The sequence below is a fragment of the Luteimonas sp. gir genome (assembly GCF_037198055.1).
Lineage (GTDB): Bacteria > Pseudomonadota > Gammaproteobacteria > Xanthomonadales > Xanthomonadaceae > Luteimonas > Luteimonas citri_A.
In genome coordinates, this window is record NZ_JBBAXQ010000007.1 from 12,857 (window position 1) to 39,339 (window position 26,483).

Sequence of the window (26,483 nt, forward strand, 5' to 3'; positions counted from 1 at the left end):
GGCGCGGCGGCCGCGCCCGCTATAATCTCCGGTCACCTTCCGGAATGCGGTGCCTGGCGCCGCTTCCGCCCCGACGAGACGCCATGAGCAGGCTGTTCCGCGACATCGCCGGCGGGTCCGAGTGTGCCGACGGCAGCGTGGTCTGCATCGGGGCGTTCGACGGCCTGCACCTCGGGCACCAGGCGCTGGTGCGCCACGCGGTCGCGCGCGCGCGCGACCTGGGCGTCGCGGCCGCGGCCTTGAGCTTTGAACCGCTGCCGCGCGAGTTCTTCGCCGCCGACGCGCCGCCGCCGCGGCTGGGGCCGGTGCGGGCGAAGATCGAGGGCCTGCGCACGCTCGGTGCCGAGGTCATCGGGCTGCTGCGCTTCGATGCGCGGATGGCGGCGATGTCGCCCGAGGCCTTCGTCGAGCAGGTACTGCTGGCGCGGCTGGGTGCACGCGAGGTCTGGGTCGGACCGGGCTTCCGGTTCGGGCACCGGCGCGCCGGCGATTTGGCGACGCTGCAGGCACTGGGGCGCGAGGCCGGCTTCGTCGCCGGGGAGATCGCGCCGCTGGCGATCGATGGCGAGCGGGTATCGAGCACGCATATCCGGGCCGCACTCGTGGCCGGCGATTTCGTCCATGCCGCCCGCTTGCTCGGACGGCCGTATGCCGTCTCCGGTCGCGTGGTGCGCGGCCAGCAGCTCGGCCGCACGCTCGGCTATCCGACCGCGAACCTGCGCTTCGGCGGCAAGGTGCCGGCGCTGCGCGGCATCTACGCCACGCGCGTGCATGGCGTCGGCGATGCGCCGTGGCCGTCGGTGTCGAGCTTCGGCACCCGGCCCACGGTCGGCGGCGTCGAGCCGCTGCTCGAGGCCCATCTGTTCGATTTCGACGGCGACCTGTACGGGCGCAGGATCGAGGTCGAGTTCGTCGCGCGACTGCGCGACGAGGAAAAGTTCGACGACCTGCCCGCCCTGGTCGCGCAGATGGATCTGGACGCCGTGCGCGCCCGGGCCCTGCTCGCCGAGGCGACCGCCGGCGCCCCTCCACGACAAGAACCGCAACGACAGGACGACGCGTGAGCGCCCAGGCCGACAATTCCCCGAACCCCTACAAGTCGACGATCCACCTGCCGGCGACCGACTTTCCGATGCGCGGCGATCTGCCCAAGCGCGAGCCGGCGATGCTGGCGCGCTGGGAGGAGGACGGCCTGTACGCCCAGTTGCGCGAGCATGCGCGCGGCCGTCCGCTGTTCGTGTTGCACGACGGCCCGCCTTACGCGAACGGCACGATCCACCTTGGCCATGCGGTCAACAAGATCCTCAAGGACATCATCGTCAAGTCCAAGGGCATGGCTGGCTTCGATGCGCCCTACATCCCGGGCTGGGACTGCCACGGCCTGCCGATCGAGATCGCGATCGAGAAGAAGTGGGGCAAGGTCGGGGTCAAGCTCGATGCGGTCGAATTCCGGCGCAAGTGCCGCGAGTACGCCAACGAGCAGATCGACATCCAGCGCCGCGACTTCAAGCGCCTGGGCGTGATCGGCGACTGGGACAATCCCTATCGCACGCTGGACTTTCGCTTCGAAGCCGACGAGATCCGCGCACTGGCGAAGATCGTCGACAACGGCCATCTGACCCGCGGGGTCAAGCCGGTGCACTGGTGCTTCGACTGCGGTTCGGCACTGGCCGAGGCCGAGATCGAGTACGCCGACAAGGTCTCGCCGGCGATCGACGTCGCCTACGTCGCGCGCGATGCCGCGGCGTTCGCGCGCGCGTTCGGCGCCACGCTGCCTGCCGGCGTCGAGGTCGCGCTGCCGATCTGGACCACGACCCCGTGGACGCTGCCGGCGTCGCTGGCGGTGTCGCTGGGCGCCGAGCTCGAGTACGCGCTGGTCGAAGGCCCGCCCGCGCAGGACGGACACCGCCGCTGGCTGGTGCTGGCCGATGCGCTGGCCGAGAACGCGCTGCGCCGCTATGGCGTCGAGGGCGACGTCGTCGTGCACGGCCGCGTGGCCGGCAGCGCGCTCGAGCACCTGGTGCTCGGCCACCCCTTCTATGCCGAGCGCGATATCCCCGTGATCCTCGGCGATCACGTCTCGGCCGAGGACGGCACCGGCGCGGTGCACACCGCGCCCGGCCACGGCCAGGAGGACTACGTCGTTGGCAAGGCCTACGGCCTGCTCGAGCGCTACAGTGCCGCGCAGCTCAACCCGGTCGACGGCCGCGGCGTCTACCTGCCGTCGACGCCGCCGATCGGCGACACCGCACTGGCCGGCCTGCACATCTGGAAGGCCAACGACGTCATCGTCGACGCGCTGCGCGCGCAGGGTAGCCTGCTGGCGTTCGCGAAGCTCGAACACAGCTATCCGCACTGCTGGCGCCACAAGACGCCGATCGCGTTCCGCGCCACACCGCAGTGGTTCATCTCGATGGAGCAGGGCGGGCTACGTGCCGATGCGCTTGCCGCGATCGAGGGCGTGACCTGGTACCCGGCCTGGGGCCAGGCGCGCATCGCCGGCATGGTCGAAGGCCGCCCGGACTGGACGATCTCGCGCCAGCGCACCTGGGGCGTGCCGATCGCGCTGTTCGTGCATCGCGAAACCGGCGAGCCACATCCGCGCACGGTCGAACTGATGCGTGCGGTCGCCGACCGCGTCGAGCAGCACGGCGTCGACATTTGGTACACGCTCGATGCGACCGAGCTGCTCGGCAATGATGCCGCCGACTACGACAGGATCACCGACATCCTCGATGTCTGGTTCGACTCGGGCGTCACCCATGAAGCGGTGCTGCGCGCGCGCGGCTACCCCAAGCCGGCCGACCTCTACCTCGAGGGCTCCGACCAGCACCGCGGCTGGTTCCAGTCCTCGCTGCTGACCGGCGTGGCGATCGACAAGGCGGCGCCGTACCGGCAGTGCCTGACGCATGGCTTCACCGTCGACGAGCACGGCCGCAAGATGTCCAAGTCGCTGGGCAACGGCATCGAGCCCCAGGACATCATGAAGACGCTGGGCGCCGACATCCTGCGCCTGTGGATCGCCTCGGCCGACTACAGCAACGAGATGTCGCTGTCGCAGGAGATCCTCAAGCGCACCGCCGACGCCTACCGCCGCATCCGCAACACCGCGCGCTTCCTGCTCGGCAACCTTGCCGGGTTCACGCCGGCGAGCGATCTCGTCGCGCCGCAGGACATGGTCGCGCTCGATCGCTGGATCGTGCATCGCGCCGCCCAATTGCAGACGCGCATCGAGGACGCGTACGCGCGCTACGACTTCGCCGAGATCGTCCAGGCGCTGTCGAACTTCTGCAGCGTCGACCTGGGCTCGTTGTACCTCGACGTGACCAAGGACCGCCTGTACACGATGCCCGAACACTCGGTCGGGCGGCGCAGCGCGCAGACCGCGATGTACCACATCGCCGAGGCCTTCGTGCGCTGGATCGCGCCGGTGCTCAGCTTCACCGCCGACGAGATGTGGGGCTATCTGCCCGCGCCGGCGCAGGGCACGCGCGAGGCCAATGTGCAGTTCGCGACCTGGTACACGGGCCTGACCTTGCTCGACGGCGACGCCGACTGGGGACCGCAGGATTTCGAGCGCGTGCTGGAGCTGCGCGAGCGCGTGGCCAAGGTGCTCGAGCCGATGCGCGCCAGCGGCGAGATCGGCGCCGCACTCGATGCCGAGATCGAACTGCGCTGTGGCGTTGCCGATGCCAACTGGCTCTCGCCGGTGGTCGACGAATTGCGCTTCCTGCTGATCAGCGGCGACGTCACGCTCGTCGACGCCGGCGACGCGACCGCGATCGGCGTGTCGGCGCGCGCAACCGACAAGCCCAAGTGCGTGCGCTGCTGGCAGCGCCGTGCCGATGTCGGCGCGCATGCCGAGCACACGGGGCTGTGCGGCCGGTGCGTGGAGAACATCGCGACCGATGGCCGCAATGGCGGTGGCGAGACCCGGAGGTGGTTCTGATGGCCCGTCCCGTCCCCAACGCGCTGCCGTGGCTGATGCTGTCGGTGGTGGTGATCGCACTCGATCAGCTGACCAAGTGGTGGGTGCTGACCTCGCTGCCCGAATACACCGCGATCCCGGTCATTGAAGGATTCTGGAACTGGTATCGCACCTACAACACCGGCGCGGCGTTCAGCTTCCTGGCCGATGCCGGCGGCTGGCAGAAGTGGTTCTTCACGATTCTGGCGATCGTCATCAGCGGCGTGCTGGCCGTCTGGCTGGCCAAGACCCCGCGGCGCGACTGGCGCACCGCACTGCCGTTCGCGCTGGTGATCGGCGGCGCACTGGGCAACGTCATCGACCGCCAGATCCACGGCCACGTCGTCGATTTCATCCAGTGGCACTGGCGCGACCACTACTGGCCGGCATTCAACCTCGCCGACGCGGCAATCGTCGGCGGTGCGATCGGCATTGCCCTGTTCGGCTTCTTCCCGGCGAAAAAGAAGTAGCCTCCGCCGCCAGGCAATGAAGTCGTCAGCGTTCTTTCGCGGGATCTGACAGGCCGCGATTGCCGCCCCTTCCCCCGCTTGCGGGGCATTGCACCCTTTACGGGCGGAAGGCTGGGATGGGGGCCAATGATCGGCCCAAAGCTGCGGATCGCGCATGCCCCCGCCCATCCCTTCCTCGCAGGGCGGGGGAGGCTTCGGTTTCATGTATCCCGGACACGCCGTCCTGCCGCCGTTCCGCTTCCGAACCGCCGCCTCCGGTAGACTGCGCATCTCATGGATATCGTCCTCGCCAACCCCCGCGGCTTCTGCGCCGGCGTCGACCGCGCGATCGAGATCGTCAAGCGCGCGATCGAGACGCTTGGCGCGCCGATCTACGTGCGCCACGAAGTCGTGCACAACCGGTTCGTGGTTGAGGACCTCAAGCGCCGCGGCGCGATCTTCGTCGAAGAACTCGACGAAGTGCCCGACGGCGTGACCGTGATCTTCAGCGCACACGGCGTCTCGCAGGCCGTGCGCGAGGAAGCCGCCCGGCGCCGACTCAAGGTCTTCGACGCGACCTGTCCGCTGGTGACCAAGGTGCACTTCGAGGTCGCGCGCCACTGCCGCGCCGGCCGCGACGTGGTGCTGATCGGCCACCAGGGCCATCCCGAGGTCGAAGGCACGATGGGCCAGTGGCGCGCCGAGGCCGGCGCCGGCAGCATCTACCTCGTCGAGGACGAGGCTGATGTGGCCGCACTCGACGTCGGCCAGCCCGAGAACCTGGCCTACACGACCCAGACCACGCTGTCAGTCGACGACACCCGCGGCGTCATCGCCGCGCTTCGCGAGAAGTTCCCGGCGATCCAGGGCCCGAAGAACGACGATATCTGCTACGCCACGCAGAACCGCCAGGACGCCGTGCGCGATCTGGCGAAGGAATGCGACCTGGTGCTGGTCGTCGGCTCGCCCAACAGCTCCAACTCCAACCGCCTGCGCGAGCTCGCCGAGCGCGACGGCGTGGAGGCCTACCTGATCGACGGCGCCGACGAGATCGACCCGCGCTGGGTCGAAGGCCGCCACCACATCGGCGTCACCGCGGGCGCCTCGGCCCCGGACGTACTGGTGCAGGGCGTGCTCGATCGCCTGCGCGAGCTGGGGGCCAACGGCATGCGCGAGCTCGCCGGCGAGCCCGAGAGCATGGTCTTCGCCCTGCCCAAGGAACTGCGCCTGCGCCTGGTCGATTGACGGCCGGCCCCCCGCTCCCTAGAATTCGCGTCCCAAGCCGGAATAGCTCAGTTGGTAGAGCGGCGCATTCGTAATGCGTAGGTCGTAGGTTCGATTCCTATTTCCGGCACCAGCGTCATCGAAAGCCCCGGCCTTGGTCGGGGCTTTTTGTTGTGCTCGCTCCGGTCTTGCGCCTGTTGTCCAGAGCGCAGTGGCGCGGCGCGATGGCGCGCAACCTGACCACAGATGACGTGTTGGATCGGTACACATGCAGACACACACACGCACTGCACTGCATCCGATTTCGACACGATTGGCCCACGGTGCTAGTGTCGAGCGCATCCGGCTGGTCAAGGGACAGCCATAGCAGACGCAATCTTGGCGCAGCGGCGTTGTGGCCGCTGCTGGCCGAGTGCAAGGGCGGACTCGGCTTGCAGGAGGGCGGGCTTGGAGACAGACGATTGGCGCGGTGCGCGCCGTGACGATGCCGCCGCGGACACGCGCCGCGTGCTGATCCACACCGTGGAAGGCGATTTCCATGCAGCCGTGGCCGGGCATGCGCTGCGGTTGCGGGGACACGAAGTCGTGCGCTGGCGCGGCGATCACTATCCCGAGTTCAGCGCCAGCACGGTGCGCTTCGGGGGCGACGGCATGCGCGGAACGCTCGTCTGCGACGGGCGCACGGTGTCGTCGGATGCGGTCGATGTGGTCTGGTATCGCCGGCGGCGTCTGGTGGCGTCGCCGGATTACGTCGACCCCCGTGATCAGGCGTTCTGCACCGAAGAACTGCGGATGGCGGAGCGCTCGCATCCCGAAGCCTTCGCCGATGCCTTCTGGATCAACCCGCCGGCGGCGTCCCTGCTGTGCGAGGTCAAGGCGCATCAGTTCCGTCATGCGCTGGCGGCCGGGCTCACGGTGCCACGCACGTTGATCAGCAACGACCCGGCGACGATCCGGGACTTCATCCGCGAGGTCGAGGAATGCATCTACAAGCCGCTCGGCGGCTACATCTGGAAGGAAGACGGGGCGAGTCTGAAGACCTATACCGCGAAGGTCGGGGTGGACGACCTCCCGGCCGATGCGTTGTTGCGTGCAACGCCTGGCATCTTCCAGGAGAAGGTTGCGAAGGCCTATGAGGTCCGCGCGCAGTTCTTCGGGCACAGCTGCTTCGCGATCAGGATCGACTCCAACACGCTCGAAGGCGGCGACCTGGACTGGCGGCTCGACCAGAGATCGATCCGGCGTTGCGAGCCGGCGCAGTTGCCAGATGCGGTCGAGGCGGCCTGCATCGCGCTCATGGCGCGGCTGGGCATCGTGAGCGGAGGATTCGATTTCATCGTCACGCCGGAGGGCGACTGGCAGTTCCTGGAGGTCAATGAGGCGGGGCAGTTCTTCTTCATCGAGTCCTGGTGCCCGGACCTGCCGGTACTCGATGCGTTCTGCCAATTCATCGAAACCGCGCGTGCGGATTTCAGGTATTCAGCGCCCGGGAAGCCGACAACTTTGACGCAGGCCACGGTTTCGGCCCACGTGCACGGGCTAATCTCGAAATGACTTTCGCAGTCCAAGGATCGCAGGAGCCGCTCAGCGCGGCCTCTTTCGATGTCGCGGCGGTACGTCGTGGCAATGATGTGATGTGTCCCATCCAATCATGAGGAGTGGTGATGTCCAGAAAGTCCGAAGAGCGTACGGCCGCGGCCGTGGAAGGCCGGGTGTTGGCGCGTGTGCTGTCCCGCGAGGAAATTGCGCACGTCAGTGGCGGGGCTGGCCCGTTGGCCGAACCGACCGATTCGTGGGTCGACCAGGGCACCTGCACGCCCAAGAGCGATCCGCCGTTGGTGTCGGATCCGCATCTGTGAGTCCATCGTGCGTGCGCGTCTGACGATTTCGCGGGCGCCTATCCTGGCGGCGATCCAATCGTCGCCGGGGTTTTATGGTCTGGAGTAATCGCATGCAGGCGCGTCTTGCGGGGGCGTTGCTGGTGTTGGCCTGCGATGCCGCACTGGCCGCGACGGGGACGCCATCGCCGTCCGATCCCTATATCGAGTTCCTGTGGTCCAAGACGCCCGAGGGCGCGCTGGCCAGACAGGAAACGCGTTCGTTCGTGCTCGGCGAGCGCTTCGGGCACCAAGTCTGCGTCGCGGTGCTCGATGCCGACGCCAAGACATCGGGGCTGACGATCGAGATGCGTGACACGGCGGGGCGCGTGGTCGCGCAGCAGGCGCATCCGGATTTCGATGGCAGCAAGCGCTGCTTTCCTGCGCAATTGCCGCCGGACGCGATGCCAGGGAGGTGGCGTGTGGTGGTCTACCTGGATGGCGCCGCGGCGCCGGCCGGCACCCGCGAAGTCGAGGTGTATCCGACGCTCGATGCGCTGATCGCTGCCACGCCCCAGGACATGCCCTATGTGCTGGGGCGTCCCAACTACGACGCGACGATCGCGCCCGAAGCGTTTGTCGGTGAGCTGGCCTGGGTCATGCACATCGCGCCTGACGGCAGCGTCGACCGGGTGGAGATCGAGCGTGCCGAGGGCATTGGTCTGAAGATCCGCGATCGCGCCATTCGTGCCGGCGAGATCTCGCTGTTTCCGCCGCGCTCGGGGCCCGACTCGACTTCGACCTTTCGTCGGCAGCTGTCGTTCCGGAACGACGAGTAGCCAATCTCTCTGGCGCACGGGCAGGCTGCTTGAGGCGTCGTCGCCACGTCCGCCGCAGTTTCCGCGCAGCATCGCAGATGCAGTCGCCGAGCCGGGATGCCCACGGTGCCCAAGGTCAGCGGCATCGGGTCGCATTCCCTGTATCGGCCGGCGCCGCGACAATGCGCGCAACCTGCCCACGTCTTCGCCGAGATGATTCGTTCCCTGTACCTCGCCGGACCCGATGTGTTCCGGCCCGATGCCCGCGCGCGCGGGCTCGAGCTCAAGGCGCTGTGCGCGCGCTTCGGCGTCGAGGGCTTGTATCCGCTCGATCAGGACGTGCCGGCGACGCTTGTCGATCCGGGCGAGCAGGCGCGGTGGATTTACCGGGCCAACATCGGCCTGATCGAACGCGCCGATGCGGTGCTCGCCAATCTGGATTTCTTCCGCGGACCGGAGCCCGACAGCGGCACCTGCTTCGAGGTGGGCTATGCGGTCGCTTGCGGCAAGCCGGTGTACGGCTATATCCCCGAGGGCGGCACGCTGGCCCAGCGCATCCGCCTGCGCCATCCCGAGGCGATCGGACCCGACGGCGTGCTCGATGTGCACGGCTGGAACATCGAAGAGTTCGGGTTGCCGCTGAACCTGATGCTGTCGGTGCCGGCACCGCTGGTGGTCGGCGATGCGGCGATGGCGTTGGCGCAGTTGACGCGTCGTGGCGAGACGCCGCTGATGCCGGCGGAGGTGCCACGCGCGTCCGAACGCCAGGGCGGCGTCACCAGTCCCTAGGCGAATGCGCCGGGGCTCAGGCCACTGCCACGCGATTGCGCCCGGCGGCCTTGGCGCGGTAGAGCGCGCTGTCGGCATCGCGCAGCCAGTCGGGCGGTGAGCCGAACTCCGGACGCGTCGTCGATACGCCGATACTGGCCGTACACGCCAGCGTTGGATGGCCATCGAACGACAGCGCGGCGATGCCGGCGCGGACATACTCGGCGACCGCGGCCGCGCGTGCCGGCCCCGCGGGAGCGAGCAGGATCGCGAACTCGTCGCCGCCGATCCGGGCCGGTGTGTCGGTGGCGCCGGCAGCCGTCCGCAGCACATCGGCCACCCGTCGCAGCACGAGATCGCCGACACCGTGGCCGTAGTGGTCGTTGATCGACTTGAAAGCGTCGAGGTCGATCATCAGCAGTGTGGCCGGATCGCCATGGTGATCGAAGCGCGACAAGGCGTCGCGCACCCGGATGTCGAAGTGTCGCCGGTTGGGCAGGTCGCTGCCCGAGTCGGTCCGGTTGCTGCGTTCGAGCTCGCGGTTTTGCCGGGCGATCGTCCTGCCCAGGCGGTAGGTCACCAGGCTCAGCGCGATGGGATAGCCGACCATCAGCGGGACGCAGGCGAGCAGGGCGCGTGTCGAGGTCTGCGGCGCGAATGGATAGCCGGCCAAGGCCCAGCCGGCCAAGAAGGCGAGTGCAGACACCATGGCGGCCCGCCAGAACAGACGCCATCCGCCCGCAGCCATACGGTCGGAGGCGAGCACCGAGGCGATGGCCACCGTCGGCAGCAGGTTGACCGCGATCGCCGCGATCCACAGGCCACCGGCCGCCGCATCGATGAGGAGATTGCGGTACTCGGTGGCGACCGGGTCGTGTGCGCGTTGCGAACGCATCCAGGCCAGTTGCGGCCACAGCACGGCGTTGAGCGCCAGCGCGACCCAGAGCCAGACCGGCGCCTCGCGTTCGGCCAGCACCGAGGCGATCGGCAGCGCACACAGCGCGGCACCCAGTATCCGCATGCGGCGGATCCGGGATGGGAACAGTTGGGCTGCAGGACGTGCCCGGTGGTGAAGGTCGTCGCGGTCGGGCATCGGGAGCGGCCCCCCCCCGGGGCCCGTTGTCCGAGGCGATTGTAGCGGTGCCCGGTGGCGGCGTGCGGGCGTCTGCGTCTCCGTCGCTGCGACTGCGCTCGGCTATCCTGCCGGGCCCTGCAATGGACCGATCATCGATGGCCAAGCCCGCCGCCAAAGCCCGAACCGCCTTCGTGTGCAGCGAGTGCGGCGCCGACTACAACAAGTGGCAGGGGCAGTGCAGCGCTTGCGGCGCCTGGGACACGATCGCCGAGATCGTGCTCGAGAGCGCGGTTTCGGTCCGCTCGCCGGCGGCACGCCGCTCGGGCTGGGCCGGCAAGGTCGACGCGCCCAAGGTCATGGCGCTCAAGGATGTGCAGCAGGGCGAGGATGTACGGGTGTCGACCGGCATCGGCGAGTTCGACCGGGTACTGGGCGGTGGTCTGGTCGAGGGCGCGGTGGTGCTGGTCGGCGGCGACCCTGGCATCGGCAAGTCGACATTGCTGTTGCAGGCGCTGGCGCGGATGGCGCACACGCTGCCGGGGTTGTACGTCACCGGCGAGGAATCGCTGGCCCAGGTCGCCGGCCGCGCGGTCCGGCTGGGGCTGTCGCTCGACGGTCTGCATGCGCTGGCCGAGACCGGCATCGAGCGCATTCTCGAGCACGCCTCCAGGCTCAAGCCCGGGCTGATCATCGCCGACTCGATCCAGACCCTGTGGACCGAGTCGCTGACCGCAGCTCCCGGCTCGGTGAGCCAGGTCCGCGAGTCGGCCGCGCGCCTGGTGCGCTATGCCAAGGAGACCGGCACGGCGGTGTTCCTGGTCGGTCACGTCACCAAGGAAGGCGGTATCGCGGGCCCGCGCGTGCTCGAGCACATGGTCGATGCGGTGCTGTATTTCGAGGGCGACAGCGGCAGCCGCTTCCGGGTGATGCGCGCGTTCAAGAACCGCTTCGGCGCGGTCAACGAGCTGGGCGTGTTCGCGATGGGCGAGAAAGGCCTCAAGGAGGTCGCCAACCCCTCGGCGATCTTCCTGTCGGGTGCGGGCGCGCAGCAACCGGGCAGCTGCATCATGGTCACGCGCGAGGGCACCCGGCCGCTGCTGGTCGAGGTGCAGGCGCTGGTCGACGCCTCGCCGCTGTCCAACCCCCGGCGTGTCGCGGTCGGCATGGAAGGCAACCGGCTGGCGATGCTGCTGGCGGTGCTGCACCGGCACGGCGGCATCATGACCGGCGACCAGGACGTGTTCGTCAACGTCGTCGGCGGCATCCGCGTGCAGGAGACCGCGGCCGACTTGCCGGTGCTGCTGTCGGTGTTGTCGTCGCTGCGCGACATTCCATTGCCGGACAAGACCATCGCCTTTGGCGAGGTCGGCCTGGCCGGCGAGATCCGGCCGGTGCCCAATGGCGAGGAGCGTCTGAAGGAGGCTGCCACCCACGGCTTCGTGCGTGCGATCGTGCCGCGCGCCAATGCGCCCAAGGCCGGCGCCTACAAGGGCATGGAGGTCATCGCGGTCGAACGGCTGGCCGAGGCGCTCGAGCATGTCTGAGTGCCGGGTCGGGCGTCCGGCCTCAATCGACTGAGTGCCGGTGATGCCGCTTGCCCGCGTCGTCTCGATCGCGTTGCATCCGTTCGTCGTCTTCGCGACGCTCGCGTTGCTGGCGGCCTGGCGTGCCGATCCCGCCTCGCTCGGGCGTACCGCGCTGGGGCTCGTCGCCGGGGTCGCGATCGTCGCGGCCTTCATCTGGCAACGGCGACGGGGCGGGCATTGGGAAACGGTCGATGCCTCGCGGCGGCAGGAGCGGCCGCTGCTCTATGCGCTGCTGCTGATCGTCGCCGGTGGCTACTGGCTGTGGATGGGCGGCCGGGGTTCGGCCACTTCCACCGGCGTGCTCGCGGCGGCACTGATGTTGTGCGCGGCGGGCCTCGCCAACCGCTGGATCAAGCTGTCGCTGCACATGGCGAGCCTGGCGTTTGCGGGCGTGGCGATCTGGCCGCTGTCGCCCGCGGTCTCGGTGACGGCGCTGCTGGCCTTGCCGGTCTTGGGCTGGTCGCGGCTGCGTCTGGCACGGCATACCTGGCCCGAGACGATCGGCGGCACCGCGCTCGGGTTGGCGACGGGTCTGGCGCTGCTGGCGGTGGGCTGACAACGCGCGCCCAGGTCGCGCGTGTTCGCTCAGTGGCCGCCGGAGGCCGCACCGCCGATCTTCGCCGCGAACGGCGGCCGCGCCATCCAGACGAACGCGATCACCAGCAGGAACAGGATGCCCAGCAGGTGGAAGATCTCGTTGAAGCCGATCTGGGTCGCCTGCTGGGCGATCATCTGATCGAGCATCATCGCGCCGCGTTGCACATCGCCCTGGCCGAGCGCGGCGACCGTCTGCTGGATCGCAGGATCGTGTGCGGGGATGTGCTCGGTCAGCTGCGCATGGTGGATGGTGCTGCGCTGGTTCCAGGCCCAGGTGGTCAAAGAGGCGGCGAAGCTGCCGCCGAGCGTGCGCACGAAGGTCGCCAGGCCTGAGCCGGCAGCGATCTCGTGCGGTTCGAGGTCCGACAGCAGGATGGTGAGCACCGGCATGAAGAACAGCGCCACGCCCAGGCCCTGCCACAGCTGCACCATCGCGACATGCTGGAAGTCGACCTCGAGATTGAAGCCCGAGCGGATGAAGCTGGTGAAGGCCATCACCATGAACGCGAACGTCGCCAGGATGCGCAGGTCGAAGCGGGTCGCGTACTTGCCCACCAGTGGGGTGAGCAACACCGGCAGGATGCCGATCGGCGCGGTCGCAAAGCCCGCCCAGATCGGCGTGTAGCCCAGGTTGCGCTGCAGCCACAGCGGCACCAGCAGGCCCACGGCGAAGAAGGCCGAGTAGCCGAGCACCATCGCGAGCGTGCCGAAGGCGAAGTTGCGATGGCGGAACAGCCGCAGGTTGACGATCGGGTCCTTCTCGGTGAGCTCCCAGATCAGGAACACCGCCAGGCCCAGCACCGAGGTGATCGCCAGCCAGACGATCTTGGTCGACTCGAACCAGTCTTCCTCATTGCCCAGGTCGAGCAGCGTCTGCAGTGCGCCGACGCCGATGATCAGCGTGATCAGGCCGACGTAGTCCATCTTCGGCGTCTCGAGCTTCTCCGGGCGCCCACGCAACTGGCTGGCGACGACAAGGCTGGCGAAGATGCCGATCGGCACGTTGATGAAGAAGATCCATTCCCAGCTGTAGTTGTCGGTGATCCAGCCGCCGAGGATCGGGCCGCAGATCGGCGCGACCACGGTGACCATCGCCAGCAATGCGATCGCCTGCCCCCGCTTGGCCGGGGGATAGATCGAGATCAGCAGGGCCTGGGTCACCGGATACATCGGGCCGGCGACGAAACCCTGCAGCGCGCGGGCGGCGACCAGGAATCCCATGCTCGAGGCCAGGCCGCACAGCAGCGAGGCGATCACGAACGCGAACGTCGCCCACACGAACAGCTTGCGCTCACCGAAGCGGCGGGTCATGAAGCCGGTCAGCGGCAGCGCGATCGCATTGCTGACTGCGAACGAGGTGATGACCCAGGTCGCCTGGTTCGAGCTCGCGCCGAGGTTGCCGGCGATCGTCGGCAACGAGACGTTGGCGATCGTGATGTCGAGCACCTGCATGAACGACGCCAGCGCAAGGCCGATGGTCGTCAGCGCCAGGTTCGGCGGACGGAAGGCGGAGGCAGCGGCCGGGGCGGGAGCGCCCGGCGCGTCGGCGGTGGTCGTGGACATGGCGGCCTCGGTGCCGGGAGTCGGCTCAGCGGCGGGCGGCGAGCTGAGGCAGGTTGGCCTCGATCGTGCGCGTGATCAGCGCATCGGCCTGGGCTTGCTGCTCGGCGTAGGCATCGGTCGACAGCAGCGGCGCGGCGCGCTTGGCCTGGGACGTGGCCAGTACCGGGCCGGTCTGGTCGCGCACCGCGACATCGACGTGCATGCTCAGGCCCAGGCGCAGCGGATGCTCGGCCAGCTGCGCGGGATCGAGTTCGATGCGCACCGGCACGCGCTGGACGATCTTGATCCAATTGCCGCTGGCGTTCTGCGCCGGCAGCAGCGAAAACGCGCTGCCGGTGCCCATGCCGAGGCTGGCGACCTTGCCGCTGTAGCGCACCTTGCCGCCGTAGAGGTCGGCGCGCACTTCGACCGGTTGGCCGATGCGCATGCCGGTGAGCTGGGTCTCCTTGAAGTTGGCCTCCACCCAGACCTGCTCGAGCGGCACGATCGTCATCAGCGTGTTGCCCGGCTGCACCCGCTGGCCGAGCTGCACCTCGCGGCGGGCGACATAGCCCGACACCGGCGCGACGATGGCCATGCGTTGCAGGTCGAGCCAGGCGCGGCGCAACTGCGCGGCGGCGGCCTGGACCTGCGGCTGGCTGGCGACCTCGGTCGCGTCGACCAGCGCGCGGCTGCGCGAGAGTTGACCTTGCGAGGCCGACAGCGCGGCTTCGGCGCCGGCCAGCACGTCGCGGGCGTGGGCCAGTTCCTCGCGCGAGACCGCACCGCTGGCGACCAGCCCCTCGCGGCGGCGCACGTCTTCGCGGGCCTGGCGCACGGCGACCTGTCGCGCCGCCAGTTCGGCCTGACCGGATTCGACGCTGCTGTAGAGGCCGCGCACCTGCCGGACCGTGCCGGCGAGGTTGGCGACCGCCTGGTCGTAGGCGACCTGGGCGTCGTTGGGGTCGAGGTGCACCAGCGCCTGGCCGGCCTCGACGCGCATGCCTTCGTCGGCATCGATCGAGACCACGGTGCCCATCGTCTGCGGCACGATGCTCACGACGTTGCCCTGCACGTAGGCGTCATCGGTGTCCTGGTGCCAGCGCGCGACCAGCAGATACCACGCCGCCCAGCCGACCCCGGCCAGGATGGCGACGGTGGCCAGGATCGTGAGCGCGCGGCGGCGCTTGCCAGTCTTCTGTGGCGCGGTGGCGGTGTTGGATTCGGAGGTCATGGCGTGGTCGCCCCGGCTTGGGTCTGCGTGGAAGGGGTGGGCGCGGCGAGCGTCAGGCCGCCGCCGAGTGCGCGGTCGAGATCGACCGCGGCGCCGAAGCGCTGCGCGCGCAGCGTGGCGAGTTGCTGTTCGAGCTGGAACAGCGGCCGCTGCGCAGCGAGCACATCGAGCTGGTTGCCGATGCCGGCGCGGTAGCGGGTATCGGCGAGCGCGAACGCCTGGCGGGCGGCCTCGGTCGCATCGGCGACGGTGTCGATCTGCGCGTCGAGCGCGCGCGCCGTCTGCAAGGCGTCGGTCACCTCGCGCAGCGCGACGACCAGCGCCTGGTCGTAGCTCGCGACCGCAGTGTCGTAGTCGGCGTCGCGCTGGGCCAGGCCAGCGCGCAGCCGACCGCCGTCGAAGATCGGCAGGCTCAGCGCGGGGCCGCCGAAGCCGAGCACCGCATCGCTGCCGAACAGGTCTGAGAGGTTGCCCGCCGCCAGGCCCACCAGCGCGCTGAGATTGACGCTGGGCTTGAAGGCAGCCTTGCCGGCGTCGACGCCGCGTGCGGCGGCTTCGACGCGCCACCGCGCGGCGACGACATCGGCGCGATGGCCCAGCAGCTCGCTCGGCAGTACTGCGGGCACGCCCGGCGGTGGCGTCTGCAGCAGGCGCGGGCGGGCGATGTCGAGGCCGCGGTCGGGACCCTTGCCCAGCAATGCGGCCAGCGCATTGCGCGCCATATCGATCTGCTGCTGCGCAGCCTGCGCCTGCTGGCGCGCGATGCCGATCGCGGTGTCGGCATTGCGCAGCTGCAACTGGTTGTCGAGGCCGGCGTCCACGCGCTGCTGCGCGAGGTCGCGCAATCGGCTGGCGCGGTCGATCTCGCGCTGCGCCACGTCCTGCGCGTCGAAGGCCTGCGCCAGCGCGATGTAGCCGCGCGCGACATTCGATGACAGCGTCAGGCGCGCGGCCTGCGCATCGACTTCGGCAGCGCGCGCCTGCCCAGCAGCCGCCTCGAAGGCCGCGCGCTGGCCGCCCCACAGATCGGGCGCCCAGGCGAAGTCGAGCATCAGCACGCCACTGGCCTTGAAGTCGCCGCCGATCGGGTCGGGCGCCAGAGTTTCCGGCAGTTGCACACCGCTCACGCGCGCGCTGGCGCCGAGAGTCGGCCGACGCTGCGCATCGGCCAGGCCGGCCTGCGCCTGCGCGCTGCGGGTGCGGGCATCGGCGGCGGCCAAGGACGGGCTGTCACGCAACGCTTCATCGATCAGCGCATCGAGCTGCGGGTCGCCGAACGCGGTCCACCAGTCGCTGCTCGGAAAATCCGCAGCGCTGAGCGGGGGGCCGGCCAGGCTGCGGCCTGCAGCGAGCGTGTCGGCATCGCTGGGCGTGAGCTGCGGCGCCAGGCCGCGACTGCTGGCGCAACCTGCGAGCAGCAGTGCGGCGACGATCGGCAACACCGCAGCCGGCGCCCGTCGCCGGGCGCGTGTCGTGGGAGAAGGCATGGTCACTGTCCCGGGAAGGAGAGGTTGTCGCGAACTTGTTCGAGAAGCCGGATGAACTGCTGCCGCTGGGCGTCGTCCATGCCCGACATCGCGCGCTCGCGCACGCGGTTGCCGCATTGGTCGATGTCGCGCCAGATCGCCTCGCCCTGCGCGCTGAGTCGGATGCGCACCACGCGGCGGTCGTCGGGATCGGCATGGCGCTCGACCAGGCCGCGGTCGATCAGCTTGTCGATCAAGCGGGTCATCGCGCCGGGATTGAGCTCGGCTGCGCGGGCGAGATCGGTGGCGTTGCTGGTGCCCAGCGCCAGCTTCTTGAGCGTGATGTATTGGCTGAAGCTCAGCTCATGCCCGGCCTGGGCGAGCTCGTCGGCCATGCGCGTCCACATGGCATCGCGGACCTGCCGGAACAGCAGGCCCAGCGACGAACCGCTGGCGGAAGCGCAAGGGCGGGGAGCGTTCGACATGGCGGCGCATATTCCTCGCCGTTGCAATTGTTGTCAAGGCAAGTATTGCCGCCGCAAGCGGTGTTCAGGTAGGCGGCTGGTATCGGTTCAGGCGTTGACCCGTCGGTCAGGGAGCAGGTTGGATGTCGTAAGGCTGCCGGAACTGGCGCAGCGGCTTGGCCGGGTTGGGCCCGATGCGGTAGAGCTGGGCGGCCGCTCGGCCCGCGGTTCGCAACCGCGTCGCGGCCAGCCCTTCGGCGACTTCAGTCTGGACGTCCACGACTTGGCCGTCCGGCCCAAAGCCCAAAACCCAGACGAACCGGCCCACATAGTCGGCCGGCGCGAGGTCGTCTGGATAATCAGTACGTCCGTGGACGTACATGCGGTCGCCTTGTGCGAACGCAGCCGAGGCCAGGGACTCCGCCACCTCGATCGTGGTCTGCGCCGCGATCTGCCCATCGAAACGCAGGACGATGCGACGCAGGCCGGGTGTCACGCCCAGCGCGGCGAGGTCGATCTTGCCGCAGCGGACGAACTTCGATTCGGTTCCAGGTTCGGTGCCTGACCACAGCGTGTGGCGGCCGGCGCTGTCGTCGATCTCCAGCTGAACATCGACCGGGCGCTGCGGGAAGCCCTGCGTCTTCCAGCAGGCCAGGTGCGGTGCCTCGGGATGGCGCAACAGGCCCTGGGCGACCGGGCGGGCGCCGGACCCCGCCACCGGCGCGTTCCAGAGAAACTCGATGTGGCCGAAGATCGGCGAATGCGCCTCGTCGTCCGCGGTGGCCGTCGAGATCGAAGCGGCGAGTGCGAGGGCGACTATCCATGTGCGCATGCGCGTTTTCCAGATCAGTGGGCAGAGCTCAGACCGGACGCCGCAGCACCAGCTCCAGCACGAATTTGCTGCCGAAGAACGCCAGCACCAGCAGCGCCATCGCCGCCAGCGTCCAGCCGACCGCGCGGGTGCCGCGCCAGCCATGACGCCAGCGGCCCAGCAGCAGGGCGCCGAACGCCAGCCACGACAGCACGCTCAGCACGGTCTTGTGGATCAGGTGCTGGGCGAAGAAGTCGTCGACGAACAGCACACCGGTCACCAAGGTTGCGGTCAGCAGCGCGAACCCGACCCAGATCGTGCGGAACAGCAGCGATTCGAGCTCGGTCAGCGGTGGCAGCGCGCGCAGCCAACGATGGAATTCGCGTCGGCGCAGTGCGCGTTCCTGCGCCCACAACAGCATCGCGAGCAGGGCGGCGATCGCGAGCGTGGCGTAGGACAGCAAGGCGCACCAGGCGTGCAACTGCAGGCGCCAGTCCGGCACGCTGGACGCGACATGCGCGCCCCGGCCGTAGGAGATCAGCGCCGCGGCGGCGATCGGAAACACGATCACGCCCAGCGCGGCCATACGTCCACGGATGTCGTAGAGCATCGTCAGCACCGCCATGCCCAGACCGACCAGCGACAGCGCGGCGTAGAAATGCAGCTCGGTGCCCACGTCGCGCCACACCAATATGTGCGCGGCGGCATGCAGCGCGACGGCGGCGCCGGCCGGCACCGCCCACCACGCGTTGCCGGGCGCAGGGTCGCGCCCGACACCGTGCACGAGCGCGACGGCCGCGGCCAGGTAGAGCAGGGCTGCGATGAGAACCATTGTCATCGCGGAAGTGTCGCACAGGAACGCCCCAAACGCGCCTGCCGCCGATCGACGCGGGCCGGGGCGCCGGGGCGTGCGGGGCTATAATCGCCGACCGTTTTCAAGCCAGCCCGAGTCCCCGCATGTTCGAGTCCCTGACCCAGCGCCTGTCCGGCACCATCGAGCGCCTGCGCGGGCGCGGCCGTCTGACCGAGGAGAACATCCGCGAGGCGACCCGCGAGGTGCGCATCGCGTTGCTGGAGGCCGACGTCGCGCTGCCGGTGGTGCAGGCACTGATCGAGCGGATCAAGGTGCGCGCGGTCGGCCAGGAAGTGCTCAAGTCGCTCACCCCGGGCCAGGCGCTGATCAAGGTCGTGCGCGACGAGTTGACGGCGGTCATGGGCGCGCAGGCGACCGAGCTCAATCTCGCCGTGCCGGCGCCGGCGGTCGTGCTGATGGCCGGCCTGCAGGGCGCGGGCAAGACGACCACGGTCGGCAAGCTCGCCAAGCTGCTGAAGGAAAAGCGCAAGAAGAAGGTCATGGTCGTCAGCGCCGACGTCTACCGTCCGGCCGCGATCGAGCAGCTGCGCACGCTGGCCGAACAGGTCGATGTGCGCTTCTTCCCGTCCGAGGCCTCGCAGCAGCCGGTCGACATCGTGCGCGCGGCGATCGCCGATGCGCGCAAGTCGTTCATCGACGTGCTGCTGGTCGACACCGCCGGCCGCCTGGCGATCGACGAGGCCATGATGGCCGAGATCAAGGCGCTGCATGCCGCGGTCAATCCGGTCGAGACGCTGTTCGTCGTCGACTCGATGACCGGTCAGGACGCGGCCAACACCGCCAAGGCCTTCGGCGAGGCGCTGCCGTTGACCGGCGTGGTGCTGACCAAGACCGACGGCGATGCCCGCGGTGGCGCGGCGCTGTCGGTGCGCTACATCACCGGCAAGCCGATCAAGTTCGTCGGCACCGGCGAGAAGGTCGACGGCCTCGATGTCTTCCATCCCGAGCGCGTCGCCAGCCGCATTCTCGACATGGGCGACGTGCTGTCGCTGGTCGAGCAGGTCGAGCACCAGGTCGACAAGGACAAGGCGGCCAAGCTCGCGCAGAAGGTCGCCAAGGGCAAGAAGTTCGACCTCAACGACATGAAGGACCAGCTCGAGCAGATGCAGAACATGGGCGGCATCGGCAGCCTGATGGAGAAGCTGCCGGGCTTGGGTCAGGTGCCCGAGCATCTCAAGCAGCAGGTCCAGCAGAACAAGGAAGTGCCGCGGATGATTGCGATCATCGACTCGATGACCAAGAAGGAGCGGCGCAACCCGACCCTGCTCAACGGCTCGCGCCGCGCGCGCATTGCTGCCGGCTCGGGCACGACCCCGGCCGACGTCAACAAGCTGATGAAGCAGTACATGCAGATGGAAAAGATGATGGGCAAGATGGCCCGCGGCGGCATGAAGGGCATGATGCGGGGCCTGCAGGGGATGATGGGCGGCATGGGCCGCATGCCGTTCCGGTGAGCACGGGCGCGCACCCGGCGCGCCAGCGGGCCGACGCGTTCTGTGCGCGCTTCGGCCTGCGGATTCCGGTCCTGCTGGGGCCGATGGCCGGCGCCTGTCCGCCGGCGCTGGCGGCGGCGGTGGCCGACGCCGGCGGCCTGGGCGCGATGGGCGCGGTGCTGTCGCAGCCGGCCGACATCGAGACGTGGATGCGCGCGTTCCGCGACCGCACCACGGGCCCGGCGCAGGTCAATCTGTGGATTCCCGATCCGCCACCGGCGCGCGACGCGGTCGCCGAAGCGGCGACCCGGGCGTTTCTCGAACGCTGGGGGCCGGTGGTGCCGGCCTCCGCCGGCGACGCCACACCGGCCGACTTCGATGCCCAGTTCGACGCCTTGCTGGCCGCGCGTCCGGCGGTCGCCTCGAGCATCATGGGGGTGTTTTCTGCGGCGCAGGTCGAACGCCTGAAGGCGGCCGGGATCGCCTGGTTCGCCACCGTCACCACGCTCGACGAGGCGCGGCAGGCGCAGGCCGCCGGCGCCGATGCGGTGGTCGCACAGGGGGCCGAGGCGGGCGGACACCGCGGCGCGTTCGAGGCCGCCGAGGCCGAACACCGGATCGTCGGGCTGTTCTCGCTGGTGCCCCGGCTGGCCGACGCCCTCAAGCTGCCGGTCATCGCCGCCGGCGGCATCGCCGATGGGCGCGGCATCGCCGCCGCGCTGACGCTCGGCGCGAGTGCGGTGCAGGTCGGCACCGGCCTGTTGCGCACGCCCGAGGCGGCCATCGCGCCGGCGTGGGCGGACGCACTGGCGAGCGCCGAGCCGGAGGCCTGCTGGCCGACTCGGGCGTTCAGCGGCCGGCTCGGCCGTGCGCTGGCGACCGGCTACGTGCGCGCAGCCGCGGCCGACGGCGTACCGCCGCCGCGGCCGTACCCGGTGCAGCGCGGGCTCACCGCGCCGATGCGCGCCGCCGCGGCCCGCGATGGCCGTCTCGACGCGATGCAGGCCTGGGCGGGGCAATCGGCCTGGTTGGCGCAGGCGCGGCCCGCCGGTGAGCTCGTGCAGGGCTGGTGGCGCGACGCGCAGGCGTTGCTGTGACACGCGCCGCGCTTGCTGTCAGCCACTGGATCGACGGCCGGCCGGCGGAGACGGCGGACCTCGCCGCGGCCCTGGTCAACTACGGGCATTTCTCGACATTGCAGGTGCGCGGACGCGCGGTTCAGGGGCTGGACCTACATGTGGCGCGCCTGCAGGCCGCCAACCTCGAACTGTTCGGCAGCCCGCTGGCGTCGGACGCGCTCCTCGGCGCGATGGCCTCGGCGCTGGTGGCCGCTGGCGTCGACGATGCGACAGTGCGCATTGCGGTGTTCTCGCGCGATATGCCGGCCGTCGAGCGCGGCGAGGCGGTGCCGACGGTGCTGCTGGTCGCGTTGTCGCCGCCGCGCGCGCCGCCGGCCGCGCCGCTGCGGCTGGCCTCGCATATCCATGTCCGTACGCTGGCCCATCTCAAGCACGCCGCCACGTTGCCGCTGTTGCATGCACGCCGGCAGGCCGCGCTGGCCGGCTACGACGATGCGCTGCTGGTCGATGCCGACGGCACCATCGGCGAGGGGGCGCTGTGGAACGTCGGCTTCGTCGCCGGCGACACCGTGGTGTGGCCGATCGCGCCGGCGTTGCGGGGTACGAGCGAGCGTTTGCTGCAGCGCGCGCTCGAGACCGCGGGCATCGCGCAGCGCCACGCCCGTGTCGGCCTGGACGATTGCGCGGGCTTCGAGGCCGCGTTCGCCTGCAACAGCGGCGGGGTGCGTGCGGTGGCGTCGATCGACGGCTGGCGCTTCGATGTCGACGCGGCGATGCTTGGGCGCCTGCGCGCGTTGCTCGCCGCGCAGCGCTGGGTGCCGCTCGCGAGTGCACGCTGACCGGCGCTTGCACCGGCCGCCGCCGCTTCCGCTATAATCGCCGGCTTACCTCGCCACCCTGGCGACTGGGCAACACAGGAAGCAAAGCAATGGTCAAGATCCGTCTGACGCGCGGCGGCGCCAAGAAGCGTCCGTTCTACCACATCATCGTGACCGACTCGCGCAGCGCGCGCGACGGCCGCAACATCGAGCGCGTGGGTTACTACAACCCGGTCGCGACCGGCGGTGAGCAGCGTGTCGTCCTCGACACCAAGCGCGTCGACCACTGGGTCAAGAACGGCGCCCAGATGAGCGACAAGGTCCGCGCCCTGTACAAGGAAGCGGGCAAGGCTGCGGTCGCCGCTGCCTGATCCATGGGCCGCGCCTGCGGGCGCGGCCATGCCGATATGAACGACCCGACGCGCCAGCCGCCCCAGCGGATGATCCAGCTGGGCAAGGTCCATGGCGCGTTTGGCGTGCGTGGTGAAGTGAAGCTCGAATCGTTCACCGAGCCGCGCAGCGCGATCTTTCGCTACCAGCCGTGGGTGCTGCGCGACGGCCGCGGGGGTGAGCGCACGCTGTCGGGTGCGCGCGGACGCGAGACGCCCAAGGGCGTGGTCGCCACGCTGCCCGATATCGCCGACCGCGATGCCGCCGAGGCCGCACGCGGGCTCGAGGTCTGGGTGCCGCGCGAGGCGCTGCCGCCGCCCGCGCCGGGCGAGTACTACTGGGTCGACCTCGAGGGTCTGCGCGTGCGCAACCTCGACGGCGTGGACCTGGGGACGGTGTCCCATCTGTTTTCGACCGGCGCCAACGACGTGCTGGTCGCCCAGAGCGAGCGCGAACGCATGATCCCGTTCGTCGTGCCCGACTATGTCGTCTCGATCGATTTCGACGCCGGCCTGGTGACGGTCGACTGGGACGCGGACTTTTGACAGCGGCGATGCGCGATCGGTGATCGGACGCGCCGGGTCGCGATGCGCGACGCGGCGCCGCACCCTGGATCGGCCAGTGTGGCCATCTCGTCGTTGGTGACCGGAAAGGACCGTCATGTCGTCGGAAGCTGAAACGCACCCCGCCTCCCGAGCCACCGAGCGCGCTGGCATCCGCATCGATGTCGTCAGCCTGTTTCCCGAGTTCATCGACCAGGCCGCCGCGGTCGGCGTGGTCGGGCGCGCGCGCGAGCGCGGGCTGATCGCGCTGCAGGGCTGGAACCCGCGCGACTACGCACAAGGCAATTACCGCCGGGTCGACGACCGGCCGTTTGGCGGCGGTCCGGGCATGGTGATGCTGATCGAGCCGCTGCGGGCTGCGCTCGCCGCTGCGCGTGCGGCCGATCCGGCGCCGGCGCGGACGATCTACATGAGCCCGCAGGGGCGGCCACTGACCCAGGCCAAGGTGCGCGAACTGGCCGCGCTGCCGCGGCTGATCCTGCTGTGTGGCCGCTACGAGGGCGTCGACGAGCGGCTGCTGGAGGCCGAGGTGGACGAAGAAGTGTCGATCGGCGACTACGTGCTGTCGGGCGGGGAGCTGGCCGCGGCGGTCATCGTCGATGCGGTGGCCCGGTTGCAGGAGGGCGCATTGAACGATGCCGACTCGGCGGTGCAGGACAGCTTCGAGGGCGATGGCTTGCTCGACTGCCCGCATTACACCCGGCCGGTCGAGCATGCGCTGGGCCGGGTGCCCGATGTGCTGCTGTCGGGCAACCATGCCCAGATCGCCGCCTGGCGCCGGCAACAGTCGCTGGGCCGCACCGCCGAGCGGCGCCCGGACCTGCTCGACGAGTCCGCGCTGGGCAAGGCCGACCGGCGGCTGCTCGCGGCCTGGCGGGCCGAGCGCGGCCAGGATCCGGACGCCTGAGCGCCGCCGCGCCGGCAGTGGCATTCGCTGGGCGGCTGGGCCTATAATGCGCGGCTAACCAAAAACAACGGGCCATCGTGCCCGCCATGCCAGAGCGTGCGTCCACGTGCACCACGCCTACAACGACTCCAACAGGCCAAGACCATGACCACCAAGCCCTCCTTGAACACCCTGCTGCAGGAATTCGAAAGCGCCCAGACCGCGCGCGAGCTTCCCGACTTCGGCCCCGGCGACACCGTCGTCGTCAACGTCAAGGTCAAGGAAGGCAACCGCGAGCGCGTGCAGGCCTACGAGGGCGTGGTCATCGGCAAGAAGAACGCCGGTCTGAACTCCGCGTTCACCGTCCGCAAGATCTCGCACGGCTACGGCGTCGAGCGCGTGTTCCAGAGCCACAGCGCGCAGATCGAGTCGGTCGAAGTCAAGCGCCGCGGCAAGGTCCGCGCCGGCAAGCTGTACTACCTGCGCGGCCTGGAAGGCAAGAAGGCCCGCATCAAGGAAGACCTGTCGGCTTCGGCGAAGGCCAAGAACGAGAAGGCACGCGCCGACAAGGCTGCTGCCGCCGCCGCACCGGCGCCGGCTGCCGAGTAATCTCGGCCCGGTTTCGATGTCGCACGACGGCCGCCGCAAGGCGGCCGTCGGCGTTTGGGCGTCTTGATTGGATGTTCGACATGCCGCCCGCCCCTGATTGCCGTGCTTGATTTGCCTGGCGGCGCACCGATATCGGACCGATGAATCAAGCCCCGGGCTCCTCTGCCGCCGACAGCGTCCGCCTCGATCTCTGGCTATGGGCGGCGCGCTTCTTCAAGACCCGCGCACTGGCCAAGCAGGCGATCGAGACCGGCAAGGTCGATGTTGGCGGTCAGCGGGCCAAGCCCGCACGTGCGGTGCGCCTCGGCGATCCACTGCGTGTGGCCCGAGGCGAGGAAGTGTTCGAGGTCGTCGTGGCGGGCCTGTCGGACACGCGCGGACCGGCCAGCGTGGCCCAGGCGCTGTACACCGAATCGGAGGTCTCGCGTGCTGCGCGTCTGGCGCGCGTCGCCGAGCAACGCGCGCAGCGCGCCGGCTATCGCGCGCCCGAGCACAAGCCCGACAAGCGCGCCCGACGGTTGATCCGGGCCCTGGGCGATATCGACGCGCTGTAGCGCCGGCGCGATTAGAGGGCGGGAACATGTCCGAACGCGCGACACGGCTGCTGCGTCTGCTCGATGATCTGCGCCGTCGGCGCCTGCCGGTCCCTGGACGCGAACTGGCCGATGGGCTGGGCATCAGCCTGCGCACCCTGTATCGCGACATCGAGGCCTTGCGCGGGCAGGGCGCCGAGATCTATGGCGACCCTGGCGTGGGCTATCAGCTGCGCCCCGGATTCCTGCTGCCCGCGATGATGTTCTCCGACGAGGAGCTCGAAGCGCTGGTGCTGGGCGCGCGCTGGGTCGGCAGCCACGCCGATCCGGAGCTGGCGGCCGCGGCCACCCGCGCACTCGACCGACTCGTCGGCGTCTTGCCTGGCGCATTGCGTTTGCAGGTGGAGACCAGCGGCCTGTTCGCCCCGCATTGGGCGCCCTCGGAGCCCGAGCCCTGGCTGCCGATCCTGCGGCGTGCGATCCGGGGCGAGCGCGCGTTGCGCATGCAGTACGCAGACGCGGCGGGACGCGGCAGCGTGCGCACGATCTGGCCGTTCGCGATGGCCTTCCTGTCCGATACCCGCCTACTCGCCGCCTGGTGCGAGACGCGCGGCGATTTCCGTCACTTCCGCGCCGACCGGGTCGTGTCGTTGGAGGACACCGGCCTGCGTTACACCGTGCGTCGCCACGAGTTGCTGCGCAGATGGCATGCCCAACGACGGACCGTGCGGCACGCGGCGGTTGGCGACGACGCTGCTGACAGCCACTGACAGCGGGGCCGTGGAGACTGGCGGCTCTTTCCAGACCGAGCAGGCCCCCGATGACCGATACGCTGACGTTCTACACCCATCCGATGTCCCGGGGGCGCGTGGCCCGCTGGATGCTGGAGGAAACGGGGCTGCCCTACGAGGAGGTACTGCTCGCGTACGGCGGCAGCATGAAATCGCCGGCGTATCTGGCGATCAACCCGATGGGCAAGGTCCCGGCGATCCGGCATGGCGATATGGTCGTGACGGAGAATGCGGCGGTGTGCGCCTATCTCGCCGAGCTGGTGCCCGACAGGCAATTGGCGCCGCCGCCCGGCTCGCCCGAGCGGGGCAGCTACTACCGGTGGCTGTTCTTCCTGGCCGGACCGTTCGAATCGCTGCTCACCGCGCAGGAGACCGGCGCCTTCGCGCCGGCGCGCACGGCCGGCTACGGCAACCCGGACGACGTGATGCGGACCTTGGAGCAGGCGGTGACGGGCAGGCGGTTTTTGGCGGGCGAGCGCTTCAGTGCGGCGGATCTGTATATGACCGCGGTGCTGGGCTACTACATGCAGATCGGCGCGATCCCATCGCGGCCGGCCTTCGTCGAGTACGTGCGCGCCCACGCCGCACGCCCGGCGGCGCAGGTGGCTGCGAAGCGCGACGATGCCCTGATCGCACAGGCGTCGGCAGCCAGCTGACGCCGGGCCGCGGGCGGCCGCATTGCGCGGCCG

The 26,483-nt window shown here is 69.7% G+C and carries 27 protein-coding genes and 1 tRNA gene; 21 read left to right on the top strand and 7 right to left on the bottom strand.

Annotated elements, in window-relative coordinates; translation table 11 throughout:
- The first annotated feature begins 83 nt into the window (after positions 1 to 83).
- The 9 genes from WAF18_RS10430 to WAF18_RS10470 all read left to right on the top strand — a co-directional run bounded on the left by WAF18_RS10430 (position 84) and on the right by WAF18_RS10470 (position 9,064).
- On the top strand, positions 84 to 1,064 hold the full coding sequence (locus tag WAF18_RS10430; RefSeq protein ID WP_337245033.1) for a bifunctional riboflavin kinase/FAD synthetase: 981 nt from the start codon (positions 84 to 86) through the stop codon (positions 1,062 to 1,064).
- Positions 1,065 to 1,132: 68 nt separating this feature from the next.
- Complete coding sequence (gene ileS / locus WAF18_RS10435; protein ID WP_337245149.1) at positions 1,133 to 3,949, top strand: isoleucine--tRNA ligase; 2,817 nt, start codon at positions 1,133 to 1,135, stop codon at positions 3,947 to 3,949.
- Positions 3,946 to 4,437, top strand: a complete 492-nt coding sequence (lspA, locus tag WAF18_RS10440; protein ID WP_337245150.1) for a signal peptidase II — start codon at positions 3,946 to 3,948, stop codon at positions 4,435 to 4,437. The genes ileS and lspA overlap by 4 nt, the downstream gene beginning before the upstream one ends.
- A 273-nt stretch (positions 4,438 to 4,710) precedes the next feature.
- Positions 4,711 to 5,661 (top strand): 4-hydroxy-3-methylbut-2-enyl diphosphate reductase, encoded by a 951-nt coding sequence (ispH, locus tag WAF18_RS10445; protein ID WP_337245034.1) that lies wholly within the window; start codon positions 4,711 to 4,713, stop codon positions 5,659 to 5,661.
- Positions 5,662 to 5,697: 36 nt separating this feature from the next.
- Positions 5,698 to 5,773 (top strand) — tRNA-Thr (locus WAF18_RS10450).
- A gap of 245 nt (positions 5,774 to 6,018) precedes the next feature.
- Complete coding sequence (locus WAF18_RS10455) at positions 6,019 to 7,194, top strand: MvdC/MvdD family ATP grasp protein (protein WP_337245035.1); 1,176 nt, start codon at positions 6,019 to 6,021, stop codon at positions 7,192 to 7,194.
- Positions 7,195 to 7,304: 110 nt separating this feature from the next.
- A complete protein-coding gene (locus tag WAF18_RS10460; protein ID WP_337245036.1) occupies positions 7,305 to 7,499 on the top strand; it encodes a hypothetical protein in 195 nt (64 codons plus the stop codon).
- Between the two features lie 92 nt (positions 7,500 to 7,591).
- The gene (locus tag WAF18_RS10465; RefSeq protein ID WP_337245037.1) at positions 7,592 to 8,296 is read left to right on the top strand and encodes a hypothetical protein; all 705 of its coding nucleotides are present in this window, start codon (positions 7,592 to 7,594) and stop codon (positions 8,294 to 8,296) included.
- A 192-nt stretch (positions 8,297 to 8,488) separates the two neighbouring features.
- Complete coding sequence (locus WAF18_RS10470; protein WP_337245038.1) at positions 8,489 to 9,064, top strand: nucleoside 2-deoxyribosyltransferase; 576 nt, start codon at positions 8,489 to 8,491, stop codon at positions 9,062 to 9,064.
- A gap of 16 nt (positions 9,065 to 9,080) precedes the next feature.
- Here WAF18_RS10470 and WAF18_RS10475 read toward each other — a convergent pair whose 3' ends face one another.
- Positions 9,081 to 10,064: a diguanylate cyclase gene (locus WAF18_RS10475; protein ID WP_337245039.1), complete on the bottom strand. Its 984-nt coding sequence runs from the start codon at positions 10,062 to 10,064 to the stop codon at positions 9,081 to 9,083.
- A 209-nt stretch (positions 10,065 to 10,273) separates the two neighbouring features.
- Here WAF18_RS10475 and radA point away from each other — a divergent pair, with 209 nt between their 5' ends.
- The gene (radA, locus tag WAF18_RS10480) at positions 10,274 to 11,662 is read left to right on the top strand and encodes a DNA repair protein RadA (protein ID WP_337245040.1); all 1,389 of its coding nucleotides are present in this window, start codon (positions 10,274 to 10,276) and stop codon (positions 11,660 to 11,662) included.
- Between the two features lie 43 nt (positions 11,663 to 11,705).
- Positions 11,706 to 12,260, top strand: coding sequence for a hypothetical protein (locus WAF18_RS10485; protein WP_337245041.1), 555 nt, complete (start codon positions 11,706 to 11,708; stop codon positions 12,258 to 12,260).
- A gap of 29 nt (positions 12,261 to 12,289) precedes the next feature.
- On the opposite strand, the gene WAF18_RS10490 is transcribed toward WAF18_RS10485, so the two are convergent.
- The 6 genes from WAF18_RS10490 to ccsA all read right to left on the bottom strand — a co-directional run bounded on the left by WAF18_RS10490 (position 12,290) and on the right by ccsA (position 18,656).
- The gene (locus WAF18_RS10490; protein WP_337245042.1) at positions 12,290 to 13,864 is read right to left on the bottom strand and encodes a DHA2 family efflux MFS transporter permease subunit; all 1,575 of its coding nucleotides are present in this window, start codon (positions 13,862 to 13,864) and stop codon (positions 12,290 to 12,292) included.
- Positions 13,865 to 13,889: 25 nt separating this feature from the next.
- Complete coding sequence (locus tag WAF18_RS10495) at positions 13,890 to 15,077, bottom strand: efflux RND transporter periplasmic adaptor subunit (protein ID WP_337245043.1); 1,188 nt, start codon at positions 15,075 to 15,077, stop codon at positions 13,890 to 13,892.
- Positions 15,074 to 16,564 (bottom strand): efflux transporter outer membrane subunit, encoded by a 1,491-nt coding sequence (locus tag WAF18_RS10500; protein WP_337245044.1) that lies wholly within the window; start codon positions 16,562 to 16,564, stop codon positions 15,074 to 15,076. Before WAF18_RS10500 ends, WAF18_RS10495 begins: the two co-directional genes overlap by 4 nt.
- 2 nt (positions 16,565 to 16,566) lie before the next feature.
- A complete protein-coding gene (locus tag WAF18_RS10505; protein ID WP_337245045.1) occupies positions 16,567 to 17,028 on the bottom strand; it encodes a MarR family transcriptional regulator in 462 nt (153 codons plus the stop codon).
- A gap of 106 nt (positions 17,029 to 17,134) precedes the next feature.
- The gene (locus WAF18_RS10510) at positions 17,135 to 17,839 is read right to left on the bottom strand and encodes a hypothetical protein (protein ID WP_337245046.1); all 705 of its coding nucleotides are present in this window, start codon (positions 17,837 to 17,839) and stop codon (positions 17,135 to 17,137) included.
- A gap of 28 nt (positions 17,840 to 17,867) precedes the next feature.
- Positions 17,868 to 18,656 (bottom strand): cytochrome c biogenesis protein CcsA, encoded by a 789-nt coding sequence (gene ccsA, locus WAF18_RS10515; RefSeq protein WP_337245047.1) that lies wholly within the window; start codon positions 18,654 to 18,656, stop codon positions 17,868 to 17,870.
- 119 nt (positions 18,657 to 18,775) lie between these two features.
- Between ccsA and ffh the strand changes: the two genes are divergently transcribed.
- The 10 genes from ffh to WAF18_RS10565 all read left to right on the top strand — a co-directional run bounded on the left by ffh (position 18,776) and on the right by WAF18_RS10565 (position 26,450).
- Positions 18,776 to 20,146 (top strand): signal recognition particle protein, encoded by a 1,371-nt coding sequence (gene ffh / locus WAF18_RS10520; RefSeq protein ID WP_241945793.1) that lies wholly within the window; start codon positions 18,776 to 18,778, stop codon positions 20,144 to 20,146.
- A complete protein-coding gene (locus tag WAF18_RS10525; protein WP_337245048.1) occupies positions 20,143 to 21,222 on the top strand; it encodes a nitronate monooxygenase in 1,080 nt (359 codons plus the stop codon). Before ffh ends, WAF18_RS10525 begins: the two co-directional genes overlap by 4 nt.
- Complete coding sequence (locus WAF18_RS10530) at positions 21,219 to 22,043, top strand: aminotransferase class IV (RefSeq protein ID WP_337245049.1); 825 nt, start codon at positions 21,219 to 21,221, stop codon at positions 22,041 to 22,043. Before WAF18_RS10525 ends, WAF18_RS10530 begins: the two co-directional genes overlap by 4 nt.
- An 89-nt stretch (positions 22,044 to 22,132) precedes the next feature.
- A complete protein-coding gene (gene rpsP / locus WAF18_RS10535; RefSeq protein ID WP_337245050.1) occupies positions 22,133 to 22,393 on the top strand; it encodes a 30S ribosomal protein S16 in 261 nt (86 codons plus the stop codon).
- 36 nt (positions 22,394 to 22,429) lie between these two features.
- A complete protein-coding gene (gene rimM / locus WAF18_RS10540) occupies positions 22,430 to 22,957 on the top strand; it encodes a ribosome maturation factor RimM (protein ID WP_337245051.1) in 528 nt (175 codons plus the stop codon).
- Between the two features lie 169 nt (positions 22,958 to 23,126).
- Complete coding sequence (gene trmD, locus WAF18_RS10545; RefSeq protein ID WP_337245151.1) at positions 23,127 to 23,882, top strand: tRNA (guanosine(37)-N1)-methyltransferase TrmD; 756 nt, start codon at positions 23,127 to 23,129, stop codon at positions 23,880 to 23,882.
- A 144-nt stretch (positions 23,883 to 24,026) separates the two neighbouring features.
- Positions 24,027 to 24,470: a 50S ribosomal protein L19 gene (rplS, locus tag WAF18_RS10550; RefSeq protein WP_183426030.1), complete on the top strand. Its 444-nt coding sequence runs from the start codon at positions 24,027 to 24,029 to the stop codon at positions 24,468 to 24,470.
- Positions 24,471 to 24,610: 140 nt separating this feature from the next.
- On the top strand, positions 24,611 to 25,024 hold the full coding sequence (locus WAF18_RS10555; protein ID WP_337245052.1) for an RNA-binding S4 domain-containing protein: 414 nt from the start codon (positions 24,611 to 24,613) through the stop codon (positions 25,022 to 25,024).
- A gap of 26 nt (positions 25,025 to 25,050) precedes the next feature.
- On the top strand, positions 25,051 to 25,773 hold the full coding sequence (locus WAF18_RS10560; protein ID WP_337245053.1) for a YafY family protein: 723 nt from the start codon (positions 25,051 to 25,053) through the stop codon (positions 25,771 to 25,773).
- 50 nt (positions 25,774 to 25,823) lie between these two features.
- Entirely contained in the window at positions 25,824 to 26,450 is a 627-nt protein-coding gene (locus tag WAF18_RS10565; protein ID WP_337245054.1) for a glutathione S-transferase family protein, read from the top strand.
- Positions 26,451 to 26,483 lie beyond the last annotated feature (33 nt).

What these genes read in the sequence shown, in the direction of transcription:
- WAF18_RS10475 (WP_337245039.1), bottom strand. Translation starts at nt 10,064, where the DNA reads ATGCGGATACTGGGTGCCGCGCTGTGTGCGCTGCCGATCGCCTCGGTG.
- rimM (WP_337245051.1), top strand. Translation starts at nt 22,430, where the DNA reads ATGAACGACCCGACGCGCCAGCCGCCCCAGCGGATGATCCAGCTGGGC.
- WAF18_RS10430 (WP_337245033.1), top strand. Translation starts at nt 84, where the DNA reads ATGAGCAGGCTGTTCCGCGACATCGCCGGCGGGTCCGAGTGTGCCGAC.
- WAF18_RS10490 (WP_337245042.1), bottom strand. Translation starts at nt 13,864, where the DNA reads ATGTCCACGACCACCGCCGACGCGCCGGGCGCTCCCGCCCCGGCCGCT.
- WAF18_RS10470 (WP_337245038.1), top strand. Translation starts at nt 8,489, where the DNA reads ATGATTCGTTCCCTGTACCTCGCCGGACCCGATGTGTTCCGGCCCGAT.
- WAF18_RS10495 (WP_337245043.1), bottom strand. Translation starts at nt 15,077, where the DNA reads ATGACCTCCGAATCCAACACCGCCACCGCGCCACAGAAGACTGGCAAG.
- WAF18_RS10565 (WP_337245054.1), top strand. Translation starts at nt 25,824, where the DNA reads ATGACCGATACGCTGACGTTCTACACCCATCCGATGTCCCGGGGGCGC.
- WAF18_RS10460 (WP_337245036.1), top strand. Translation starts at nt 7,305, where the DNA reads ATGTCCAGAAAGTCCGAAGAGCGTACGGCCGCGGCCGTGGAAGGCCGG.
- ispH (WP_337245034.1), top strand. Translation starts at nt 4,711, where the DNA reads ATGGATATCGTCCTCGCCAACCCCCGCGGCTTCTGCGCCGGCGTCGAC.
- ileS (WP_337245149.1), top strand. Translation starts at nt 1,133, where the DNA reads ATGCGCGGCGATCTGCCCAAGCGCGAGCCGGCGATGCTGGCGCGCTGG.
- WAF18_RS10510 (WP_337245046.1), bottom strand. Translation starts at nt 17,839, where the DNA reads ATGCGCACATGGATAGTCGCCCTCGCACTCGCCGCTTCGATCTCGACG.
- WAF18_RS10560 (WP_337245053.1), top strand. Translation starts at nt 25,051, where the DNA reads ATGTCCGAACGCGCGACACGGCTGCTGCGTCTGCTCGATGATCTGCGC.
- ffh (WP_241945793.1), top strand. Translation starts at nt 18,776, where the DNA reads ATGTTCGAGTCCCTGACCCAGCGCCTGTCCGGCACCATCGAGCGCCTG.
- ccsA (WP_337245047.1), bottom strand. Translation starts at nt 18,656, where the DNA reads ATGACAATGGTTCTCATCGCAGCCCTGCTCTACCTGGCCGCGGCCGTC.
- WAF18_RS10465 (WP_337245037.1), top strand. Translation starts at nt 7,592, where the DNA reads ATGCAGGCGCGTCTTGCGGGGGCGTTGCTGGTGTTGGCCTGCGATGCC.
- rpsP (WP_337245050.1), top strand. Translation starts at nt 22,133, where the DNA reads ATGGTCAAGATCCGTCTGACGCGCGGCGGCGCCAAGAAGCGTCCGTTC.
- WAF18_RS10485 (WP_337245041.1), top strand. Translation starts at nt 11,706, where the DNA reads ATGCCGCTTGCCCGCGTCGTCTCGATCGCGTTGCATCCGTTCGTCGTC.
- WAF18_RS10500 (WP_337245044.1), bottom strand. Translation starts at nt 16,564, where the DNA reads ATGCCTTCTCCCACGACACGCGCCCGGCGACGGGCGCCGGCTGCGGTG.
- WAF18_RS10505 (WP_337245045.1), bottom strand. Translation starts at nt 17,028, where the DNA reads ATGTCGAACGCTCCCCGCCCTTGCGCTTCCGCCAGCGGTTCGTCGCTG.
- rplS (WP_183426030.1), top strand. Translation starts at nt 24,027, where the DNA reads ATGACCACCAAGCCCTCCTTGAACACCCTGCTGCAGGAATTCGAAAGC.
- radA (WP_337245040.1), top strand. Translation starts at nt 10,274, where the DNA reads ATGGCCAAGCCCGCCGCCAAAGCCCGAACCGCCTTCGTGTGCAGCGAG.
- WAF18_RS10555 (WP_337245052.1), top strand. Translation starts at nt 24,611, where the DNA reads ATGAATCAAGCCCCGGGCTCCTCTGCCGCCGACAGCGTCCGCCTCGAT.